Consider the following 20,379-nt stretch of genomic DNA (forward strand, 5'->3'; position numbering starts at 1 on the left):
GGGGTAAAGGGAGTGACTGGTCAACGTGAATTCAAAAACACTTTTCAATGAGGGATGGGAATTTGCAAAGAGTGCTCTGGACGTGTCGGATTATGAAAGTCTTGAGTTTTCTTCTGTGGATCTGCCTCATGATTGGCTTATCTATAACACGCAGGCTCTATATGAAAACAGTATTGGCTGGTATCGAAAAAGATTTATTGCGGCGAAAGGAGAGTTTGACCATATTTTGCTGATGTTTGAGGGGGTATATATGGATTCGTCCTTATACGTGAATCAGCAGTATATCGGAGAGTGGAAGTACGGATATTCTCAATTTGAACATGAAATAACCGATGCCATTGTTGATGGAGAAAATGAAATTCTGTTGAAAGTGGTGCATCAAAGCCCCAACAGCAGATGGTATTCGGGAGCAGGAATTTACCGGAATGTCTGGTTAAAAACCAGATCGAAAAATCACATTGTTTCAAATGGGGTTTATATTTCCACCAGGGAGCTTGAAGACCACTGGCAAGTAGAGGTTGAAACAGAGCTTCAGCTGGATGAAGACGTCCAACTGTCACATTCTATTTTATATAACGGCGAAGAGATGGCTGTTTCAACCGATATAGTCAACGTAAAAGGGCAAAGCAGCCGGCAGAGTTTATATATAAAGAATCCTTTGATGTGGAGCACCGAACATCCTCATCTTTATCAATTGAAAACAGTTCTGCATAAAGAGGCGGAACAAGTAGAATCCCAGCAGCAGAATCTAGGATTTCGAACGGTAAGCTTTGATTCAAATGAAGGGTTCAAACTAAACAATCAACACATGAAATTAAATGGCGTTTGTGAGCATCATGATTTAGGCGCTTTAGGAGCAGCATTTAATAAAACCGCTCTTCAAAGAAGATTTGAAATCTTAAAGGAAATGGGCGTTAATTCGATTCGAACCGCCCATAATATGCCTGCGAAAGAACTAATGGAATTAGCTGATGAAATGGGAATGCTGATTGTCTCAGAAGCGTTTGATATGTGGGAGCGTTCAAAAACACCTTATGATTACGCCAGGTTTTTTAAAGAATGGTCGGCTCTTGATGTAGAAAGCTGGGTTAGGCGCGACCGGAATCATCCAAGCTTGATCTTATGGAGTATTGGAAATGAAATTTACGATACGCATGCTGATGAAAGAGGAGTGGAAATCACACGACAGCTTACCCGTGAAGTCCAAAAGCATGACCCAAAAGAAAATGCGGGAATCACAATCGGATCAAACTATATGCCGTGGGAAAATGCGCAGAAGTGCGCTGATATCGTGAAAATTGCCGGCTATAATTATGCTGAAAAATACTACAGCAAGCATCATGAAGAACACCCCGACTGGATCATTTACGGCAGCGAAACGGCATCTGTCGTCCAAAGCAGAGGAATCTATCACTTCCCATATGAAAAATCCATTCTTGCTGATGATGATGAACAATGCTCGGCGCTTGGAAATAGCTCAACAAGCTGGGGAGCTAAATCAGCAGAAGCCTGCATCCTGGCTGAGAGAGATACGCCTTTTTCGCTTGGTCAATTTTTATGGACGGGTTTCGATTATATCGGAGAGCCTACTCCATACCATACAAAAAATTCTTATTTTGGCCAGATTGATACAGCTACCTTTAAAAAAGATTCGTATTATCTTTATCAAGCTGCATGGACGGACTATAAGAAGTCACCCATGGTACATATATTTCCATACTGGGATTTTAATGAAGGGCAAATCATCGATGTACGTGTATGTTCCAACGCTCCCAAGATTGAGCTGCAGCTTAACGGGCGTTTAATAGGAACACATGACATTGACCACCAAAAGGGAACGCAGCTGGTTGGATGGTGGAAAATACCATTTGAAAAAGGTAAGCTGAAAGCCATTGCGTATGATGAACAAGGAAACGTGATTGCACTAGACAAAAAAGGATCTTTTGAGGATCCTGTAAACGTTTGTCTGAAGGGCGACAAGAACATTCTAAAGGCTGACGGAACGGACTTACTTTTTGTAGAAATCAATGTAAAAGATGAAAAGGGCAATGTTGTTGAAAATGCAACGAATCGTGTAGAAGTAAAGGTAACAGGTGCCGCGCGCTTAGTGGGCCTTGATAATGGAGACAGTACAGATTACGACTCATACAAAGGAACCAGCAGAAGGTTATTCAGCGGGAAATTAATGGCCATCGTCGCATCGGGACTTGAAAGCGGAGAAGGCGTTATAGAAGTAACGTCTGAAGGGCTGGAAAAAGCATCACTTACATTTGAATTACAGCAGGTTCAGGAGTCAGTAGAGGGGATCTGTGCAAGGGCTGAAAACAAAAGCTCATCTATAATTACTGGCATGCAAAAAGAATTGCCTCTTCGGAAAATCGAGATAATCAGCGAATCCGGCCAGTTGTTTGATCCCTCAAAGCGGCAGCACCTTGTAAAAGCCAAGCTATACCCGAAACACGCTTCCTACCAGGAAGTAGAGTGGTCGGTCGTAAATGATGTTGGAATAACGTCTGCAATTTCCACCGTTCAGCCCAATGGACATGAAGCTTTGGTGACGGCGTTAGGAGACGGGGAATTCAGACTTCGATGTACAAGCAAGAACGGAACAGATAAAACAAAATTGATATCAGAGCTTGAGTTTAGGGCAGAAGGGTTGGGGACGGCTTATAAAAATCCTTATGACTTTATTTCCGGAGGACTCTATGAATATAGCAAAGGAGAAGTAAGCAACGGAAATGAAAGAGGAGTGGCCACAAGCAGAGACGGCGAAACGCAGGTTGGCTACAGGGGTCTTGATTTTGGTTCGTATGGGTCTGATACCATCACCATCCCCATCTTCGCCCTTTCCGATGAAGAATATTCTCTGCAAATCTGGGAGGGAATGCCGGATGAGGAAGGCAGTGAACTCCTCGCAGACGTGATCTATCAGAAAAAGTCAAAATGGAATGTGTATCAGCCAGAAACCTATCTTTTGTCTAAAAGGCTGCGGGGAATTACATCGATCTGTTTTGTTCTTAACCAAAAGGTTCATATTAAAGGTTTTTCCTTTGAAAAACAGAATAAAACATTTGAAAGAATTAACGCTTCTGATTGTGATGCAGTCTATGGAGATGCATTTACAATGAAAGAAACCAGTATTGAAGGGATTGGCAATAACGTTTCGATAGAATTTAGAGAAATGGATTTCACGACTGAAGGGACCTCCAGAGTAGTCATTGAAGGCAACACCGCAATAGATAACACTATCCATATCCGATTTGCAAATGATGAAGAAGAAAGTAATCAAATTGTTGAATTCGCTCAAACAGATGGTGTGGAGGAACGTGTGTTTAACCTGGATAAGATCACCGGCGTTCAGAAGGTAACGTTTGTATTTCTGCCGGGAAGTAATTTTGACTTTAATTGGTTCCGGTTTGAAAAATAAGAAGACATAATAGCTCAAACAACTTTACTGATAAAATACAGGTGATTTCTGAATAGGGGTTTCACAGGGAATGCAACAGTAGTTGAAGAGTAAGCTAAAAAAAGAAAAGATTGACAAGTGCAAGGATCAGCCATTATGATCAAAGTAACTAAATAGCATTCCTAAAGGGGAGTAGCTTTTACAGCACAGTCGTCATTACAGAGTTTTTTACTCTCGGCTATGTTGGCAATGAACATTGTTAGCAAGACCTTTACTGTTATGGTAAAGGTTTAGATTATAGAAAACCTTTGCCGTTTGCGGTGAAGGTTTTTTCTTTTTTCTTAGGATTCAATACCATAAGTTTTGATTCTGAAGAAAATAGTTTAACTTAACCCGTGTAGTTTAATGAGGACACAGATATTCTAAGGAGGAGATTGATTTGACTTATTTATTGCTGCTGATTGGCTTTGTGCTCTTAATTAAAGGGGCGGACTACTTTGTTAAAGGTGCTTCAAGTATTGCGACTGCTTTGAGGGTTTCCCCTTTGCTGGTGGGGTTAACGATTGTCGCATTCGGAACAAGTTCACCTGAAGCAACGGTTAGTATGGTTGCTGCATTTGAAGGAAATGCAGGTGTGGCAATTGGAAATGTGATTGGAAGTAATATCTTTAATATTACGTTTGTTGTAGGTCTGACGGCTTTTTTATTTCCATTGAAAGTGGAAAATGAAACGATCAGAAAAGAAATACCGTTTACCTTATTAGCGGGTGTGGCCTTATTGATTTTAGTAAGTGATGTATTTTTGCAATCAGTGAGCGGAAATTTCATTACAAGAAGCGACGGATTAGTTTTATTGCTGTTTTTTGCAGTGTTTTTGTACTATATATTTGAAGTGGCAAGACGTGATCGCAAAAAAACAGCAGGCGTCCCTGTAAATGCAGAAGCCCCTTCATGGGGAAAGAATATCTTGTTTACGATTGCTGGTCTTGCTGCCATTATATTTGGTGGAGATTTAGTGGTAAATGGAGCGACTGAAATTGCTATCTCACTTGGTATGAGTGAAACGCTGGTTGGGTTAACTATCATCGCAATCGGCACTTCACTGCCCGAGCTAATTACTTCTGTGACCGCTGCGATTAAAAAGGAAAGTGAAATTGCACTTGGAAATATAGTGGGAAGCAATATTTTTAATATCTTCTTTGTACTAGGAGCAGCTTCCGTCATTTCCCCGCTGGCTGTCGATAGTAAAATATTTGTGGACGTCTTCGTCATGCTTATACTCACAATTGTACTGCTTGTTTTCTCGAGAACCAATTTTAAAATTGGGAAAGTAGAGGGAAGTATTCTTGCTGTTTTCTATATTCTGTATATGATCTATATTATTATCAGGAATTAACGCTTAGAATATAAATCGATAACAGGTCAAAATAGATGATAAAAAAGTTAAACATATTATAAATAGTATTAGTTATGAATTACAACTTGCGCTTTTAATGAGGTTGATAGTCCAATCATCGGCGTAATTGCACATATATTGCTTGCAAGACCTTTGCCAAATTGGTAAAGGGTATATCTCAGAATTCAGAGTTTGGGACAAAACTTAAAAAAGTTTAAAAAGAGACAATAATTATTACTAGTAAGAGGTGAGCGGAGCGGAAGGTGGCGACTCCAGCAGGAGATGACGGCAAGCTGAGACTTTACATAGCCTTGCATTGAAAAGGCTCAGCGCCGTCCCTGCGGAAAGCGTCCACCTGAAGTGCAGCGAACCAGTCAAAGAGGCTGAGACACGGAACCGTCCTCTTACATTTTGAACAGGAGGAGAAAACAGTCTAAACTCTATCTTATAAATAATCGAACACTACTACACTCAAAATTAAAAAGGAGAGCACAGGAACACATGGACGCAGATAGGTGAAGGAAACTCTTCATTTCATTAACGTTTTTAATGGTGGTCAACCTATACATTTTCACAATGGTTACGCTGGATAGTAAACAGCCGCCAAGAAGCATTCCAATCATTGGCCAAACCACCCAGATTGCAAACAATGTTGATTCAAACCTATTTAAATAACCGGTTTTGATAGAGTAACCAGTCAATTAACCTGGTGAGGGAAGCATCAGAGGGCAGTGTTCTTTTTCATGGAGCACTGCTTTTTTGGTATGCCAGCAGATTCGTGCTGACTATACCCTTCTTTTGTCAAAAAAGATCTCAGCGAAAATCATAAGTTTATAGGAAAAAACATACGATAAAGTGAAGTTTTGAGTTGCTTCAGGTAAATATTTTACAAAAATAACATAGAATTTTGATTTAACACGTTGCTATAATAAAAATGGTAAAAAAGACATGACATATGCAGCTTTACTATTCATTCACTTCTACTTGTAGAGGGGAAAATCAAACTGGGATAATTCATGAAGAAAACTAGAGGCGTATTTATCACTTTCCTAAAGGCAGGTGTGCGTTTATGACATTTCAAATGTGGAGTCCATTTCACTACTTATTTATCATCAGCCCATTTATGCTTATTATCGTGTTTTACTTTCTTTTTAAAAAATGTGATGAGAAAACGCTGCGATTGATTGGGATGTATTTGTCTCTAGTTGGCATTGCCCTTTTAGTGGGGCGCAATACAGAAATCTATTTAAAAGCGGATCAAGTTAATCCTGAAATGATTCCTTTGCAGATTTGTCACTTGGCTAACTTCTTTTTGTTTTTTGCCTTTTTATTTAAAAGCCGCGTTTTATTTTCGATCGCTTTTTGTTTTAATATGCCAGCCGCTTTTTTAAGCATCGTGTTTGCTGACAGCCTGACTAACTATGCTACCATTCTCAACTGGCAGGGGATGGCGTATATATGGGGTCACGCCCTTATTGTAGGAGTTGTCTTATGGGCATATTTTAATGGCATGGTTCACATAAATCTTAAAACACTACGGAGAATTGTATGGGTGGTAACCGGAATGTTCTTCTCTTCAATTGTAATAAACAATTTGTTTATGGAATGGATGCCCGGTTTCGTATCTAATTATTTTTATACGATGATTCCTCAAAGTGGAACGCCATTGGAGCTGATTTATAATATGGGTGAAACAACAACCATTCTCGGGTTGCAAGTAAATCCCATCTACATTTTGCTTCTTCTTTTTGTCGGTCTTTCCGTCGTTTTTATGTTTTACGGTCTTTATTTAATTCTAAATAAAGTAAGGAAAGTGGATCGCAGTCTCTACCGTCTGAAAGCCTCGTAAAAGTCTGAACTTAGCCAGGAATAGAGTTGTATGATTAGCACCGAGGATCAATTCACCGATTGTCCTTCCTCTTACCAAATGATTATTTGCCATCGTTTTAACCCTCATAGGAAATTTCCTTCCTAACGTTTCATCTAATAAGTATTCTTAATATAATAGAAAAAACAGCATTAATAAAATCCAGTAAGTTAGATAAATTTTTTCGTTTCGTTCGTCTGTAATGGCGATCTTTTTTTAATATGGGGTATTCTTTTTCGAGGTATTTCATCAGGCACTCACTCCAATTTGTAAATTTATGTTTATTATATTATATTTAATACTAAAATACCAATTTATTACTCATTAGTAATTCATAAGTAAAATAGGATGGTGGTTTTCCTTTATGAGAAACCGGGCAGCAGTCATACTGGTTCAGAATTTAGGAACAGCGCTAATTAAACGAATGCGGGATGGAAAGGTGTACTACGTTTTTCCAGGCGGTGGAATTGAAGAAGGAGAAACACCCAAAATGGCGGCCAAAAGAGAAGCGCTTGAAGAATTAGGTGTGACGGTTCTAATTAAGGAATGTATAGCAGAAATTGAATGGAACGGAACTCAAAGCTATTTTTCAGCAGAAATTACGGGAGGAACGTTTGCGAGAGGACATGGTGAAGAATATGCCGATCCTCAACGTGATCGGGGGACCTATCTGCCAGTCTGGGTTCCAACCGAGGAGCTGTTAACCTTGGATGTACGCCCGAAAGAAGTTGTAATAAAAATTCTCTCTCATTATTCTTCAAATGCGGCGGAGTAGACCTCAACTCATTTAACGGTTTGAAAAAACAGTTTAAAAAATCCTCTGGTTGTGAAAGAATATAAAGAGAAAAATGACGTGCTTCAAACGTAAATACTAAAGAAAAGAAGGTTTTAATTTGGATAACAATGATATACTGATTCGTCTGCGATATGCGCTGGATATAAAAAATACGGATATGGTGAAAATTTTTGAGCTCGGAGGCGTAACTCTCACGAAAGAAGAAGTGGGGAAAGTGTTGACAAAAGCACCAGCCGAAGATGAACCCGTTGAAAATGAAAACAGAATTGAGTGTACAAATGACATGCTGGAGTCGTTTTTAAATGGCTTCATCACCTTTAAAAGAGGCCCGCAGAAAGATCAGTCAGGACAGCCGGTTAAACCGGACCGGTCGATTAAAAATCATGCAAGTGTCAACAATGTGCTGCTGAAAAAGCTGAAGATCGCATTATCTCTTACAAGTGAAGACATGATCGAGGTGCTCGACGAAGCAGGAGTCCGGATTACAAAAGGTGAATTAAGTGCGATTTTAAGAAAAGAAGGGCAGCGAAACTACAAGGAATGCGGCGACCGCTACGCAAGGAATTTCTTAAAAGGTCTGTCGCTTCGTTATAGAAATTAGTATAGTAATTTAAGAAGGAACTCAGCCAAATTCGAAACGTTTGGTTTCGTAAAAAAAAGACCTAAAAATAAAAAATGAAACTGAGATATAGCATAAAATGTTTAGATACTGAGACAGTATAAACTAAAGTATGAGGGGAACAGAGCGGAAGGTGGCAACTCCAGCAGGATATGTTGGTTGCATGAGCCTTTACAGGGCAACGCCTTGGAAAAGCTCAACGCCATCCCTGTGGAAACGCTCAACTGAAGCGGAGCGAACCGGTCAAAAGGCCTGAGGCATATATGTCCCAGGCCTTACCTTTTTGTATAGTGTGTTTTTCAATGTCTCTTATCTATTTACTGAATGGCTGTATGCCTTTTATGCATTGAATGAAGCAGCTCGTCTGAATCGGCTGTTTTTTTGACGTTGGTGATGACGAATCCGCTTTTAGGGAAGGTCGGCATCCGCTCCATGCTGTAGGATAAATCCTGTTCAGGAACGTCATAAGTAAGATTTCGGGCAAAATAGGTGAAAAAAGCACGCATGACATAAACGGTGAGCCATTCTCCTGCACAGCGGTGACCGATATGATGGTCTCCGCCTCCTTGTGGAATAAAAGCAAAAGGACTGCCCTGCCAGTTTTTGAAGCGTTCAGGAAGAAAGCTGTCTGCCTGCTCCCAGCTATCGGGATGACGGTTTGTGCCGAATATATCTAAAATAACCAGTGTGTCTTTTTTGAACGTAAAATCATGCCAGGTAAAATCCTTCTTTACCTTGGCCGCCATTGCGGGTACAAAAGGATAATAACGGCGGACTTCCTGAGAAAACATATGACTGTACCGATCCTTGTCAGCAGCAAGCTTCGCTCTGGTTTCAGAATGCTCATGCATGGCCACGGCTCCAAATACGAGAAAATAAGCTGTTGCAATTAACGGACGGAAAGCATTGCTCAGTTCAACAGCTGCCGTATGCAGGTCAAACTGTTTTCCTTTGTCGTCGCGGTGATGTGCGATGATGTAGACAGCCGTATTTTCCGGAGGAGCATATTTGCCCTTTCGAACGGATTTGATAATTTTCTGAAGCCATTCTTCATGACTTTCCCTTGCTTTTTTTCCGTCACGGTAGCGGGATAGAGAGCCTCCGAAAGAATCGACCATTGCTACGATTTCCTCTGTACGCTGCTGTACTTCACCTTCAGCAAGCGGCACTCCAGCCCACTCACAGCCTGCTCTGGTCAGAATTTCTTGCATTTGATCAAATACGATGACCTCATCCTGTGATTGCCACTGAGTTGATTTTGCATTCAGATGCTGAAGGGCGAGATCCTTTAAATCTTCAACTCTTTCAGGAGTAAACATCGATAGAAACATCCGCTTTCTGTTTTTATGAGGTTCGCCGTCAAGACCATGCAGACTTCCCTCACCAAACAGTGAAAGCTTCAATGGTTTTGGCATGGCACCCTTGCGCTTGAATAAATCATTATTATAAAAAACCTCCGCCGCCTCTTCACCGGCGATACAGATTGCTTTTTGACCTAATATACGGGTTTTAAATATGTCGGATTCCACTTCTTTACGCTGATTCGGCAGAAAATGAAATCCTTCCTTAATTAACGAAAGAGAATTATCAATGCCTTTTGCCCGCGGGATCGGTGTTTTAACCTTCATTCCTTCAGCTCCTTCATAGGGTTGCTGACTTGCAGCTTTTCTTCATTTACTACCCCTGCCAATTAACCTTAAACGTGTGTGAAAAAGGATAAAATGACAAAGTTGCCAGGAAAAAACTACTGTGCCCGACCACCTCAAGAAGATTGGGAGGACTGCTCCAGTTCCTGCAGCAGGTCGTATGAATCCAACAGGTCATGTGGGACAAGTGTTCTTCCGTATTGCCAGGCGTTTTTTTCAATGACTCTCATAAGCTCTTCTTTTTCGATATCTTCACCGTACAGAAGCGTTCTGACATCATGTTTATTTTTTTTGAAGTCCAGATAATATCCGATCTCATGATACAGGAGCAGTTTAATCAGATTTTCATCAGATTCTCTAAGCTTGTAGTTCACTTTTGCTTTATAGCCGTTTACTTTTAGGTAGTTAAATTTGATGGTGCGTGTGGAAACGTTGTAGCTCATCGGAGCAGATAACTGATTATCAAACTCGCATAAAATGTCCAGGTTATGTTTTTGCAGGGTCGCATTAATGATCTCCTGTATGTTCCATATATATAGCATGTTTTTCTCACTGCCTTTCAGAAGTAGAGGTTGGTGCTACAAGAATAGCATCGAAGAAAGGGATGTGAAAAGACATAACCTTTATAAGGATGAATAACAGACTGCAAATGGATGTTTAGCAGGGATGCAGGCGGGAAGAAAGAGAGTACTAGTTATTTGGGAGGAATTTTAAAATGAGTAAAACAATTTTTATTACAGGAGCAGGAACAGGATTAGCAAGAGGTGCTGCACTTGGACTTGCAAAAAATGGACATCGGGTTATTGCGACAACCGAATTAACTGCACAAAAAACGGATCTGATGCGTGAAGCGGAGCAGCAGGGTTTAAATATAGAAGTTTTTAAGCTAGATATTACAAATCAGCGTGACCTTGCACAAATTGAAAACTATGATTTTGATGTATTTGTAGCAAATGCAGCCATTAATGAAGGAGGGCCGCTCGGGGAAGTGCCAATGGATCGATTCCGTGCACTTTTTGAAGTGAATGTCTTTGCGACATTGGAAACGGCTCAGCTTGCAGCCCGTAAATTCGTCAATAAAGGAAAAGGAAAGATTATCTTTATGAGTTCAATGGCAGGAATCATGGCGACTCCGTACGTTGGACCGTACACAGCGACGAAGCATGCTGTTGAAGGCATTGCCCAAACCATGAAATCAGAACTGGAAGAGTTTGGCGTACAGGTGGCAACCATTAATCCGGGTCCATATGCTACCGGGTTTAATGACCGCAGTGCAGAGGAAAAATGGAAGTGGTTTGATAAAGAGAGAAATTATACAAGTGTAGAAAACATGGAAGAACAGGAAGAGGGATTAAAAGATCAATTTGATCCGGAAGAAATGATTCAAAAAATGATTGAGATCATACCGGCCGACCAACATAAGTTCCGTACTGCTTATCCAGAGCAAACGGAAGAACAAATGAAGAAAACCGAAAAAGAACGCTGGGAAATGGAAGTTTAATAGAATCATCACGAATACCTGCATGATCGTTTTTCGATCACGCAGGTATTTTTAGGTTGAATGATCACTATGACCCATTTTGTTTTTCTGGTTAAATGTTACTGTAAAGAAGAGCTGTCAAGCTGAATGAATTTACTAGCAAAGATATAATCTTAATAACCACACAAATATTTTAATTTTTCCAAATATATAAAAAATGATACTATATTAGCAGAGGGGAGGGAATCTCTTGAAACCAATTAATTCTCTGAGAAGTCTGGCTGATATCATTATTGCCCTGGATGCGACAACAATTATTGATATATCGGATGTTCAAGGATCCATTATCTATGCGAACGAGAAATTCTGTGAGACTTCAAAATTCAGCCAGGAAGAAATTCTGGCTGAAAATCATAGAATCTTAAATGCAAATTATCACCCAAAAGAATATTTCACCTCATTATGGAGGACCATTCAAGCCGGGGAGATTTGGAAGGGTGAAATCAAAAATAAAGCAAAAGATGGTACGTATTATTGGACGGATACGACAATCGTTCCTTTTTTAAATGAAGAAGGAACGCCCTATCAATACGTCACCATCCGCGCAGATATAACAAAACGCAAACAAACTGAAGATACACTGAAAAGCACTTTAATGAAACTGGATACATCGAACAAAGAACTCTCCGATATCAAGCATGCGCTAGATGAGTCGTCCATTGTGGCCATGACGGACAACAAAGGGATTATTACTTATGTCAACGATACGTTTTGTGCCATTTCAAAATATGAGCGTGAAGAATTAATTGGACAGGATCACCGAATATTAAATTCCTCTTATCATGCCAAAGGATTTTTTAAGAATCTATGGAGCACAATTGGTCAGGGGAGGGTATGGAAGGGTGAAATTAAAAACAAAGCAAAGGATGGCAGCTATTACTGGGTGTATACGACAATCGTTCCCTTTTTAAATGATCAAGGAAGACCCTACAAGTATGTGGCGATACGAAATGATATTACCGAGCAGAAAAAAGCGGAGGACTTATTACTCAGAAGCGAAAAACTTTCTGCAATCGGTGAACTTGCCGCGGGAGTGGCACATGAAATACGAAATCCGTTAACCACATTAAAAGGTTTTACTGCGTTTTTAATTGAAGCGGAGACGGATCACAAAAAACAATTATACTTAAAGCTGCTTCTTGAAGAAGTAGAGAGAATTAATTTTATTGTAGGGGAATTTATGGTGCTCGCAAAACCGCAAGCAATCGAACTGAAAATGAAGCCGCTCATTCCCATTATAGAAAGAGTGCGTACGTTTTTAGTATCTGAAATGAATTTACATAATGTGTCAATTATACTCGATGTATGTGATGAATCAATTGAAGTGGAATGTGAAGAAAACCAGATGAAGCAGGTGTTTCTCAACATTTTAAAAAATGCGATAGAAGCCATGCCTAATGGAGGCAATGTTCATATATCAGTGCTGGTGAAAAAATCCATCGTCGAAGTGACGATTAAAGATGAAGGAACTGGAATTCCAAAAGAGATTATTGAAAAGATAGGAGATCCTTTTTTTTCAACAAAGGAAAGCGGTAACGGACTTGGCATGATGGTTTGCTATACCATCATAAAAAATCATCATGGCTCCATCGTGATTGACAGTAAGGAAAATGAGGGCACGATCATTCGTATTTCCCTGCCCTATACTGAATGATTCGGTGCAGTGGATCAAGAAGGAGGAAACGGTATGTCTGGAAAAAAGAACGAGTTAGATAGAGTAATCGAGGACAACATAACTCAGGTTGAGTTTTCAGGCGTGGTTTATATGAAGCAGGGAAGTGAAGTCCTTGCCCAAGCAGCTTATGATTACGCAAACCGGTCCGATCAACTTTTAAATACAGTTCATACACGTTTTGGAATCGCGTCCGGCTGTAAGGTGTTTACAGCAATAGGAATTTGTCAGCTGGTTGATGAAGGGATCCTCTCTTTTGAAACGTCAATAAACGAATATCTGGATATTCATTTTCCAGCTTTTGATGAGAAGATAACGATTCATCATCTGCTTACTCATACATCCGGAATGCCGGATTACTTTGATGAAGAAGTGATGGATGATTATGAAGAACTTTGGGAAGATCTTCCGGTCTACAAAATGAGAACGCTTAACGATTTTTTGCCTCTTTTTCAACACAAAAACATGATGTTTCTACCCGGAGATCGGTTTCATTATAATAATGCGGGTTATCTTGTGCTGGGGTTGATTATCGAACAGCAAACAGGAATGAAGTTCACTGAGTATATTGAATCAAAGATATTTAAGAAATGCGGAATGAATGAGTCCGGTTATTTTTCAATGGATCAGCTGCCAGGAAAAACAGCTCTGGGATACATTGATGATGAAGAAAACGGTACGTGGAGAACAAATAGTTACTCCCTCCCTATAAAAGGTGGAGCGGACGGGGGAGCCTATACAACTGGACCTGACATGATCAAGCTTTGGGAAGCATTGTTCGAGTTTGAGCTGCTGAGTGAACAACAGACAACATTACTCCTGCATCCTCATGTCCATGTGGAAGAAAGAGTGAATTATGGGTATGGGGTTTGGATGAATAAACGAAAGGATACGATCTTCAAGTATCATGTGATGGGCTATGACCCGGGTGTCAGTTTTTGTTCCTCCGTTTACCCTGAATACGATCTTAAACTTGCCATCCTATCGAATAAAGAGAGCGGTCCAAGTGATGTTGCGAGTGCTATTGAAAATGATTATATAACGAGGTGGTAAAAGCTTCTATCGTCAGCTCTTGGCAAGGCAGGAGAGGACCTCTTCCAAACGATGCGCCTTCTGTGGTATTCTAGTGAAAGGACTTCGATTTCACAATTGATTTCGAAAAGGATTATATTCAAGCAATAACTCAATGTAATCATACAGAATACCAATTTAACTAGGGTGAGAAGATGAGTAAACCAAAGAAAAAGAGCGGAACGGGCAGCGGGACTGGAAAAAAAGGCTGGAATCGCTGGCAGGCCGGGGCGAAAAGAGCAAAAAGCTTTAAGCCTTACAAGAGCAAAGGCACTAAAAACCAGCAAAACCAGACTGAAGAATAGTCATCTCAATACATGTCTCTATCTCAATTCCATCATATAGATAAAAAGCATAGCCGTTAAATGGCTATGCTTTTCTATTTGACAAAGAAATCCTCTACTCGATAACCTACAATTTCCATAGCTTTACGTCTTTCCCAACCGTCGATTGAGTAAGCGCTCCTTTAATATCCATAATAATTCCACTTTCGTTTTTTAGCAGACCTGAAAAGTACTTTTCAGGAAGATCGGTGAAAGCCTGATGAGGGACAGCAAAAATTACGGCATCTGCTTTATCCAGTTCATCCAGTTTTCGTAAATCAATCTCGTTTCCTTCTTTAAATTGTCCAATTCTTACATGCGGATCGCAAACCTGAACCCGGATGCCCAAATTCTGCAGGATTTCTACAATTTCAAATGCCTTTGAGTTGCGGATATCCGGTATATTTTGTTTGAATGTGACGCCCAGCACACTGACTGTAAGATCGCGCGTATCCAGCTTCTGTAAAACGACTTCTTCTAAAAGTGATTTAACAATATACTCAGGCATACAATCGTTTACTTCTCTGGCGGCAGTTAAAAAATGAGGTTGATACCCTGCAGCCTTTGCCTTGTATATTAAATAATACGGATCGACTCCGATACAGTGTCCGCCTACAAGTCCGGGGAAAAAGGGAAGAAAATTCCACTTAGTTCCAGCTGCTTCCAATGCCTCAAATGTATCAATTTCCAATTCCTTAAAGATCATGGCAATTTCATTCATGAGGGCGATATTAATGTCACGCTGTGTATTTTCAATGATTTTCGCTGCTTCGGCTACTTTTAAAGAGGAAGCCTTGAACACATCTGCCTCAATAACGCTTTGATAATAAGCGTGAATGGTTTCAAGCGTCTTTTCATCCTGTGCAGCGACTATCTTATTAATAGAAGTAAAGGTATGCTCCTGATCACCTGGATTAATTCTTTCCGGTGAATAGCCTACAAAGAAATCCTTCCCTGCAGTCCGGCCGGAAACTTCTTCTAATATCGGAATACACACTTCCTCCGTTGCGCCGGGATAAACCGTTGATTCATAAACGATAATCGCACCCTTACTCAGTACTTTTCCAATGGACCGGGAAACTTCTTTTAAATGAGTTAAATCGGGTTCATTACTCGAGGTAATAGGGGTTGGAACAGCAACCACGATCAGATGACATGCGCCTAATTTTTCCGGGTCAGCCGTAAAGTCAATCGCTGCGTCTTTTAGTTGTTCAGCAGTTAATTCGCCTGTTGCGTCATGCCCCAGGTTTAGCGCATCAACTCTCGATGAACTAATATCATAGCCTACAACCTCATATTTTTTTGAAAAACCAACGGCAACCGGCAGTCCCACATAGCCTAAACCCACAACTCCAACCCGTTTTTTTAATGAAGATGCTCCCTTTTTTCCTTCTTTGCTTTGATCCTTCTTATTCGTTAAATGAGGCATAGTGTAATTCCTTTCATAAAAAACAATGATACTACTTTTTATATGCATGATTATAAAAGGAGTTACAGAAAGGGTTTAAAAGAGGCATAACGACTATGCTTCACTTTAATAAAATCGTCACCAATGCTTTCTCCAACAATAGAATAAAAAGATACAAATTCATTTTAAAAGGAGAAAGCAGATGATCCCCTTAATGAATGTAAAAGAACAATTTGCTTCTATACAAAGTGAAATTCTTGAAGCAATAAAAGAAGTGGCAGAAAGCGGCAGCTATATATTAGGAGCGAAAGTGGATGAACTGGAGAAAAAAATCGCGCAAAAATTGGGCGTTATTTATGCTATTGCAGTGGCAAACGGAACCGATGCCTTAATTTTAACCTTGGAGGCTTATGGGATTGGAAGAGGAGACGAAGTTATTACAACACCGTTTACTTTCTTTGCTTCCGGAGAAGCGATTTCCCGAGTGGGAGCGACGCCTGTTTTTGCCGATGTAAATCCTGATACGTTTACGCTTTGTCCAACTAAAATCAAAGAAAAACTGACAAAGCGAACAAAAGCCATTATTCCTGTACACTTATTTGGTCAATGTGCAGATATGTCTGCCATTAATGAGCTTGCGAATCAGCACAACTTACTTGTTATAGAGGATGCATGCCAGGCATTTGGAGCAGAGCAGAATGGAAAGCCTGCGGGCAGTTTGGGAGATGCAGGCTGTTTTTCATTTTTTCCAACGAAAAACCTTGGAACGCTGGGAGATGGCGGTATCATTACGACATCTGATCCATTACTCGCAGAAAGATTGAGGTCCTTACGTATTCATGGGAGCAAAAAGAAATACTTTCATCAGGATATTGGATACAACAGCCGATTAGATGAGCTGCATGCCGCCATATTACTGATTTGCCTTAAGCATATAGACTCTTGGAATCTTGAGAGAAAAAAATTAGCAGCCATATACGATTCCATACTGAAAACAATTCCTTCGGTAACAGGACCCCACGCAGCTAAAAACAATCTGCATGTTTACCATCTTTATTGCATTCAAACTGAAAAGCGTGATGATATTGCAAATCTCCTGCAGCAAAACAATATACAATGCGGCGTTTACTATCCTTGCTGTCTGCACTTGCAGCAGGCATATACTCATTTAGGATATTGTAAAGGAGATTTACCTGTAGCTGAACATTTAAGCGAAACATTGCTGGCTATTCCGCTTCACCCTTTTATGAGAACAGAAGATCAGAATGCAATAGTGGAATTTTTCAAGAAGAATAAAGAGGTTATCTCATGTTGAAGGCAGGGATCATCGGCTGCGGGTATATTTCGAAGAAGCATTTAGACACCCTGCTCCGGATTGACAGAGTGGAATTAGGAGCAGTCAGTGACGTGGAGCAAAGCCGGATGCAGGCGGCCTGCGACTATTATAAAAAACATAAAAAAACGGATACAACGATTCGGCAGCACACCAATTATATAGATCTTATTCAAAATAAAGAAATCGATATCGTCGTAATTGCAGTGATTTCCGGTCTTCATTCAAAAATTGCCAAAGAGGCACTTACGGCTGGTAAGCATGTCATAATTGAAAAACCACTGGCTCTTTCGATCAAGGATTCAAATGAGATCATCTCATTGTCTGCCTTAAAGAAAAAGCGGGTCCTGGTTTGTCATCAGCTGCGCTTTCGTCCGATTTTATCTAAAATAAAAGAGATTATTGAGAGTGGATATTTAGGCAGGCCGTGTATGGGCAGCATCTCTGTAAGAATTAACCGTTCAGAGGACTACTATGAGGCAGCGCCATGGAGAGGAAGCTGGGATCAGGATGGCGGGATGCTGATCAATCAGGGAATTCATATGGTTGATCTCTTAATCTGGCTTCTTGGAGACGTGCAAAGCGTGTACGGAGATGTTGCTTCAGTCCATTCCCACAAAGAAACAGAGGATCTTGCAGCTGGGATTTTACACTTCACGAACCAGGCAAAAGGAGTGATCGAAGTAAATTCAATTACAAAGCCATCCAATCAAGGATACTCTCTATCACTGTTTTTTGAAAAAGGATCCATCACTCTCGGCGGGAAAGGCTTTGATCAACTGGAGCACTGCTTTATTGAAAACCGGGAAGCTTTAGTGCAAGAGCTTGAATTGCTGTGTGCAAACAAAGATGAACACTTTATCATGTATCAGCATTTTATTAATGCCGTTGAAGACCGTGTGGACGTCCTTCGGATGGATGCAGCAGAAGGAAAAAAGGCATTGGAAGCCATTTTTGCTCTTTATCAATCCAGCAAGATTGGATTGCCGGTTCAGCTGCCGTTAGAACATTTCTCGACCGCTTCCATGTCAGTGTCGAAAAGGAAGGAGGATTCAAATGATTGACCAAACCTCACAAATTGGGGAGAGAGTTGTGATAGGTGAAAACGTGGTGATCGAAGAAAACGTGAAAATTGGCAGCGATGTCGTCATTGGCCATCATGTTGTCATAAAGAAAGATACTGTTATCGGTGATCATGTTCAAATCCACGACTTAACGTCACTGGGGAGGTCGCCGGGAGGAAACAAAAAAATGGCGAGAAAACCCCCTGTAGATCTTCCTCCGCTGATCATTCATTCTCACTCAGTAATAGGATGTAATTGTGTAATTTACCGTGGATCCACCTTACATGAGGGCGTTCTTGTCGGTGACCTTGCAAGCATCAGGGAAAATGTTCAGATCGGCAAAGATACGATTATTGGCAGAAATGCCGTCGTTGAAAACAAGACCGGTATTGGAGAAAGAGTAACCATTCAAACGGGTTCTTATATTACAGCGGATATGATCATTGAAGACGATGTCTTCATCGGACCCTGTTTTTCGTCCTCTAATGACAAGTATATGGGGAAAGGAAACTATCCTCATCAGGGTCCTACTATCAGGAGAGGGGCAAAAATCGGCAATAATGCTACCTTGCTTCCTTCTATTACAATAGGAGCAGAATCCATTGTTGGAGCCGGTGCGGTGGTTACAAAAGACGTAGCAGAAAAAGAAACGGTTGCAGGAAATCCAGCAAAACCATTGAAGAAAAAGTGAAAAATAAAACAATGCTGATTTGGGCATTGTTTTTTTATGTGGAAGAACGAATAAAGGTAAAATAAAGTTCCATTTATTACAAATGCCATGGAAATAAACTATATCAAATCTATTAAATTTGAATAGGATAAGGAAGAATGATACTAGCTTATTCTGCCTATTATTATTCAAAAAATATGAAAGGAGAAATCCAATGTCACAACCAAACATCCCCAACATTTCCCCCAACATCACGCTTACTCGTGAAGAAGTAATCAATCTACTTTTAGCTTCAATTGCAATGGAAGAGTTAAGCCTGGCGCATATTCTTAATGCTGAAGGAGAAAAACTTCAATATGCACTTGGAACATTGCCAGGACTTACCTCTGCGGCAACGCTGCCGGAAATATTGCAAGTAAATGAAAGCGTTCAAGAAATGCTTGAGCTTGCAATGAAAAAGGAGCTATTGCTGGACAATAAGCTAAAGAAAGTTACTGATATCAGTGGGAATGCAGGTCCAACCGGAGCGACAGGCCCAACAGGTCCAACTGGAGCAACGGGAGCAGCCGGAGCCACAGGAGCCACAGGAGCGGCGGGTGCAACAGGTCCAACGGGAGCCACAGGAGCAACCGGAGCAGCCGGAGCAACAGGAGCAGCCGGAGCAACCGGTCCAACTGGAGCAGTCGGAGCCACAGGTGCAACAGGAGCGGCGGGAGCCACAGGTGCAACAGGAGCGGCGGGTGCAACCGGTCCAACCGGAGCGACAGGCCCAACAGGTCCAACAGGAGCAACGGGAGCAGCCGGAGCCACAGGAGCCACAGGAGCGGCGGGTGCAACAGGTCCAACGGGAGCCACAGGAGCCACAGGAGCCACGGGAGCAGTTGGAGCAACTGGTTCAACAGGAGCGACAGGTGCAACGGGAGCAGCCGGAGCCACTGGTGCCACCGGAGAAGCAGGTGCAACCGGTCCAACTGGAGCCACTGGTGCCACCGGAGCCACAGGAGCAGCAGGGACAAACTCGTTTATTGAAACCGTAAAATTAGGAGATATTAATGCTTCTATTCCATTTAATGTAAGTGGTGGTAACACTCAAGCTCTGGGAGCGCTTGCTTACAGTGGCGACCCGGTTACAATTACTCGTTTAGCAGCTTATGTTACTCAAACAGGTACAACGGGAGCTTTTCAAATGGCAGTTCTGCAACCAGTGAATGCTACAACTTCTACAGTAATTGGGGTAACGAGAGTAGCAAATTCGTTGACTCCGGGGTTATTTAGTTTGCCTTTAACGACACCTGTTACTCTTACTGAGAATAATGTGTATTACCTCGTAGTTTATAACCAGGTTAACGGCGCGTTTTTAGGTGGGAGAAGTACTGGATTAACTGGCATTGCCCCTACTCCGCCTATTAACTTTAGAACACAGAACTTGCCTATACTGTCCGTCGGTCAAACGATTAATACCTCAGATATTATTCAACTTTCACCATGGATAGCTGGAATATAAGTTTAATAGTGAAGTAAATTCAAAGGAAGAACCTTTAGATTAAAAGTATAAGTTTTAACCTGTT

The 20,379-nt window shown here is 41.0% G+C and carries 16 protein-coding genes; 13 read left to right on the forward strand and 3 right to left on the reverse strand.

Going from position 1 to position 20,379, the window contains the following annotated elements; all coding sequences use genetic code 11:
• Positions 1 to 25: 25 nt before the first annotated feature.
• The 5 genes from P6709_RS18045 (at position 26) to P6709_RS18065 (ending at position 8,066) form a co-directional block, all read left to right on the forward strand.
• Entirely contained in the window at positions 26 to 3,427 is a 3,402-nt protein-coding gene (locus P6709_RS18045) for a glycoside hydrolase family 2 TIM barrel-domain containing protein (RefSeq protein ID WP_278242319.1), read from the forward strand.
• A gap of 418 nt (positions 3,428 to 3,845) precedes the next feature.
• The gene (locus P6709_RS18050; RefSeq protein WP_278242320.1) at positions 3,846 to 4,802 is read left to right on the forward strand and encodes a calcium/sodium antiporter; all 957 of its coding nucleotides are present in this window, start codon (positions 3,846 to 3,848) and stop codon (positions 4,800 to 4,802) included.
• A gap of 1,069 nt (positions 4,803 to 5,871) precedes the next feature.
• Complete coding sequence (locus tag P6709_RS18055) at positions 5,872 to 6,651, forward strand: TMEM164 family acyltransferase (protein WP_278242321.1); 780 nt, start codon at positions 5,872 to 5,874, stop codon at positions 6,649 to 6,651.
• A gap of 382 nt (positions 6,652 to 7,033) precedes the next feature.
• Positions 7,034 to 7,444 carry an NUDIX hydrolase gene (locus P6709_RS18060; RefSeq protein WP_278242322.1) on the forward strand — a complete coding sequence of 137 codons (411 nt, stop codon included), beginning with the start codon at positions 7,034 to 7,036 and terminating at the stop codon, positions 7,442 to 7,444.
• A 118-nt stretch (positions 7,445 to 7,562) separates the two neighbouring features.
• Positions 7,563 to 8,066, forward strand: a complete 504-nt coding sequence (locus P6709_RS18065) for a DUF1456 family protein (protein ID WP_278242323.1) — start codon at positions 7,563 to 7,565, stop codon at positions 8,064 to 8,066.
• A gap of 335 nt (positions 8,067 to 8,401) precedes the next feature.
• On the opposite strand, the gene P6709_RS18070 is transcribed toward P6709_RS18065, so the two are convergent.
• On the reverse strand, positions 8,402 to 9,712 hold the full coding sequence (locus P6709_RS18070; protein WP_278242324.1) for a cytochrome P450: 1,311 nt from the start codon (positions 9,710 to 9,712) through the stop codon (positions 8,402 to 8,404).
• A 134-nt stretch (positions 9,713 to 9,846) separates the two neighbouring features.
• Complete coding sequence (locus P6709_RS18075) at positions 9,847 to 10,272, reverse strand: hypothetical protein (protein ID WP_278242325.1); 426 nt, start codon at positions 10,270 to 10,272, stop codon at positions 9,847 to 9,849.
• 173 nt (positions 10,273 to 10,445) lie between these two features.
• On the opposite strand from P6709_RS18075, the gene P6709_RS18080 reads away from it, so the two are divergent.
• The 4 genes from P6709_RS18080 to P6709_RS18095 all read left to right on the forward strand — a co-directional run bounded on the left by P6709_RS18080 (position 10,446) and on the right by P6709_RS18095 (position 14,318).
• A complete protein-coding gene (locus P6709_RS18080; protein WP_278242326.1) occupies positions 10,446 to 11,231 on the forward strand; it encodes an SDR family oxidoreductase in 786 nt (261 codons plus the stop codon).
• 229 nt (positions 11,232 to 11,460) lie between these two features.
• Complete coding sequence (locus P6709_RS18085) at positions 11,461 to 12,924, forward strand: PAS domain-containing sensor histidine kinase (protein ID WP_278242327.1); 1,464 nt, start codon at positions 11,461 to 11,463, stop codon at positions 12,922 to 12,924.
• 33 nt (positions 12,925 to 12,957) lie between these two features.
• Positions 12,958 to 13,995 carry a serine hydrolase domain-containing protein gene (locus tag P6709_RS18090; protein ID WP_278242328.1) on the forward strand — a complete coding sequence of 346 codons (1,038 nt, stop codon included), beginning with the start codon at positions 12,958 to 12,960 and terminating at the stop codon, positions 13,993 to 13,995.
• Positions 13,996 to 14,168: 173 nt separating this feature from the next.
• Positions 14,169 to 14,318, forward strand: a complete 150-nt coding sequence (locus P6709_RS18095) for a DUF3934 family protein (RefSeq protein ID WP_278242329.1) — start codon at positions 14,169 to 14,171, stop codon at positions 14,316 to 14,318.
• 106 nt (positions 14,319 to 14,424) lie between these two features.
• On the opposite strand, the gene P6709_RS18100 is transcribed toward P6709_RS18095, so the two are convergent.
• Positions 14,425 to 15,765, reverse strand: coding sequence for a nucleotide sugar dehydrogenase (locus tag P6709_RS18100; protein ID WP_278242330.1), 1,341 nt, complete (start codon positions 15,763 to 15,765; stop codon positions 14,425 to 14,427).
• 181 nt (positions 15,766 to 15,946) lie between these two features.
• On the opposite strand from P6709_RS18100, the gene P6709_RS18105 reads away from it, so the two are divergent.
• From P6709_RS18105 to P6709_RS18120, 4 genes are all read left to right on the forward strand, one after another.
• Positions 15,947 to 17,059: a DegT/DnrJ/EryC1/StrS family aminotransferase gene (locus P6709_RS18105; protein ID WP_278242331.1), complete on the forward strand. Its 1,113-nt coding sequence runs from the start codon at positions 15,947 to 15,949 to the stop codon at positions 17,057 to 17,059.
• Complete coding sequence (locus P6709_RS18110; RefSeq protein ID WP_278242332.1) at positions 17,053 to 18,141, forward strand: Gfo/Idh/MocA family protein; 1,089 nt, start codon at positions 17,053 to 17,055, stop codon at positions 18,139 to 18,141. Before P6709_RS18105 ends, P6709_RS18110 begins: the two co-directional genes overlap by 7 nt.
• Positions 18,134 to 18,832 carry an acyltransferase gene (locus P6709_RS18115; protein ID WP_278242333.1) on the forward strand — a complete coding sequence of 233 codons (699 nt, stop codon included), beginning with the start codon at positions 18,134 to 18,136 and terminating at the stop codon, positions 18,830 to 18,832. Before P6709_RS18110 ends, P6709_RS18115 begins: the two co-directional genes overlap by 8 nt.
• 193 nt (positions 18,833 to 19,025) lie before the next feature.
• Entirely contained in the window at positions 19,026 to 20,315 is a 1,290-nt protein-coding gene (locus P6709_RS18120; RefSeq protein WP_278242334.1) for a hypothetical protein, read from the forward strand.
• Positions 20,316 to 20,379: the final 64 nt, after the last annotated feature.

The sequence above is a fragment of the Jeotgalibacillus sp. ET6 genome, assembly GCF_029667115.1.
Lineage (GTDB): Bacteria > Bacillota > Bacilli > Bacillales > Jeotgalibacillaceae > Jeotgalibacillus.

Excerpts from the sequence above, each read along its gene's own strand:
- P6709_RS18075 (WP_278242325.1), bottom strand. The coding sequence starts at position 10,272 with ATGCTATATATATGGAACATACAGGAGATCATTAATGCGACCCTGCAA.
- P6709_RS18090 (WP_278242328.1), top strand. The coding sequence starts at position 12,958 with ATGTCTGGAAAAAAGAACGAGTTAGATAGAGTAATCGAGGACAACATA.
- P6709_RS18095 (WP_278242329.1), top strand. The coding sequence starts at position 14,169 with ATGAGTAAACCAAAGAAAAAGAGCGGAACGGGCAGCGGGACTGGAAAA.
- P6709_RS18070 (WP_278242324.1), bottom strand. The coding sequence starts at position 9,712 with ATGAAGGTTAAAACACCGATCCCGCGGGCAAAAGGCATTGATAATTCT.
- P6709_RS18120 (WP_278242334.1), top strand. The coding sequence starts at position 19,026 with ATGTCACAACCAAACATCCCCAACATTTCCCCCAACATCACGCTTACT.
- P6709_RS18080 (WP_278242326.1), top strand. The coding sequence starts at position 10,446 with ATGAGTAAAACAATTTTTATTACAGGAGCAGGAACAGGATTAGCAAGA.
- P6709_RS18115 (WP_278242333.1), top strand. The coding sequence starts at position 18,134 with ATGATTGACCAAACCTCACAAATTGGGGAGAGAGTTGTGATAGGTGAA.
- P6709_RS18055 (WP_278242321.1), top strand. The coding sequence starts at position 5,872 with ATGACATTTCAAATGTGGAGTCCATTTCACTACTTATTTATCATCAGC.
- P6709_RS18100 (WP_278242330.1), bottom strand. The coding sequence starts at position 15,765 with ATGCCTCATTTAACGAATAAGAAGGATCAAAGCAAAGAAGGAAAAAAG.
- P6709_RS18110 (WP_278242332.1), top strand. The coding sequence starts at position 17,053 with ATGTTGAAGGCAGGGATCATCGGCTGCGGGTATATTTCGAAGAAGCAT.
- P6709_RS18105 (WP_278242331.1), top strand. The coding sequence starts at position 15,947 with ATGATCCCCTTAATGAATGTAAAAGAACAATTTGCTTCTATACAAAGT.
- P6709_RS18060 (WP_278242322.1), top strand. The coding sequence starts at position 7,034 with ATGAGAAACCGGGCAGCAGTCATACTGGTTCAGAATTTAGGAACAGCG.